This window comes from Albidovulum sediminicola (assembly GCF_025751575.1).
GTDB lineage: Bacteria > Pseudomonadota > Alphaproteobacteria > Rhodobacterales > Rhodobacteraceae > Albidovulum > Albidovulum sediminicola.
On sequence record NZ_JAOWLA010000056.1, the window covers coordinates 1 to 1,526 of the forward strand.

Sequence of the window (1,526 nt, forward strand, 5' to 3'; positions counted from 1 at the left end):
CCTCTCCACCTGATCCGTGGCTCTTGTCGCCCCGGTTATTGGAAGACAGTACCGGAGAGGTCGAAGTCGTCGACCGCCCCGTCGCCCCGAATGAAGATCCGGTGGTTGAATCGCACGTAGTTGAGTTCGCCAGACGGATCTTCGAGCAATTCGCCAAGGGCTCCCTCGTTCGGGCCTTCGGTGATGATAAAATAGCCATCAGCCGTGTTGGCCACATTGGCCGGCGCGGGATCCGATCCGCTGGTCAATGCGGAGAACTGCACAAACACATATTTGTCGCCCTCTTTGCGGATCTCGATGTTTTGGGAATTCCCCTTGAAGACGCCGACGAAGGGATCGAGCACAGCCGGATCAACGCCCGCTGCGACCGGAGAGTCGGCCTCGATGCCCGTGAAGGCTTTGACCATTGAGTTCGCAATTTTTTTATAGGCTTCGGCTCCGCGATCGCTGTGGACCAAAACCACCACGGCAAAGTCGCGATCCGGGATCAGCTGCAGAAAAGACCGCGTGCCGGGCCAGTTCCCCCCGTGGCTGGGGCTGGTGACCCCGTCGTAGTCATGGACGAACCATGTCAGCCCGGTAAAGTCGCCGGCCTCAGCCTCGACTGCCGGAGCGTGGGCATAGTCCAGTGCTTCTTCGGACAGCAGCTGGTTCCCGGCGGCGTCCTTGCCGTCCAGCTGAAAGCGGGCGTATTTCAGCATGTCGCTAACCGTAGACCGGAGCGCGCCGGAGGCTGCGGACTCTCTGATCAACGGAATGTAGTACGGCTTGAGATCATTGATGTTGCCTTCGCCGTAGATCGGCGGATGACCCCATGCGTAGTTTTCAGCCGGCGGGGTGGGGTCGTAGTTAAAGGATGACGAATCCATGCCGAGCGGAGTCAACAGGTTCTCTTCGATCAGGTTCTCGATCGGCTTTCCGCCGGCATGCGACACCACATGGGTCGCGAAGGTGATGCTGGTGTTGTTGTACATCCAGGTTTGATCGAACGGATAGAGCTGCTCGACGTAAGCCGCCTGGAGCATGACCTTCTCGCTGATCGACCCGCCCGGAGGAACACGAAGGAACCCATGGTCGCCATACCAACCAGCGCGATGGTGGAACAGGTCAACGACCCGCGCTTTCGACGTCGCTTCCGCATCCGCGACCCTCCACCACGGTAGGAGGTCGACGACACGCGCGTTCAAATCCAGCTCGCCCCGTTCGGACAGCTGCAGGGCCACTGTCGACAGGAAGGTTTTGGTCACAGAGCCAATTTGAAATTGCGTATCAGGGGTAACGGCCTCGTCGGTGCCTACCTTCGTGATGCCGAGGCCGGCGCTGTAGGTGTTGGGCCCATGGATGACCCCTACACCAAGCCCCGGGATGTTCATTTCCTTGATCAGTTCAGCAGTTTCGGCGAGGACCGCATCAAAGGTCGCCTGGCCCTCTTCCTGTGTCATGGCCTGCTGTGCGAGTGCCGGTGTGACGCACAGTAGCGACGAAACAAGCAGGGCAGGTAGTGGTTTCATTCGGTTCTTCACTGA

Annotated in this window: 1 protein-coding gene; it reads right to left on the reverse strand. The window is 59.3% G+C overall.

The features are described 5' to 3' along the window. Window positions 1-35 precede the first annotated feature (35 nt). On the reverse strand, window positions 36-1,526 hold a 1,491-nt coding region (locus OE647_RS20045; RefSeq protein WP_263723535.1), incomplete at its 5' end, for a serine hydrolase domain-containing protein.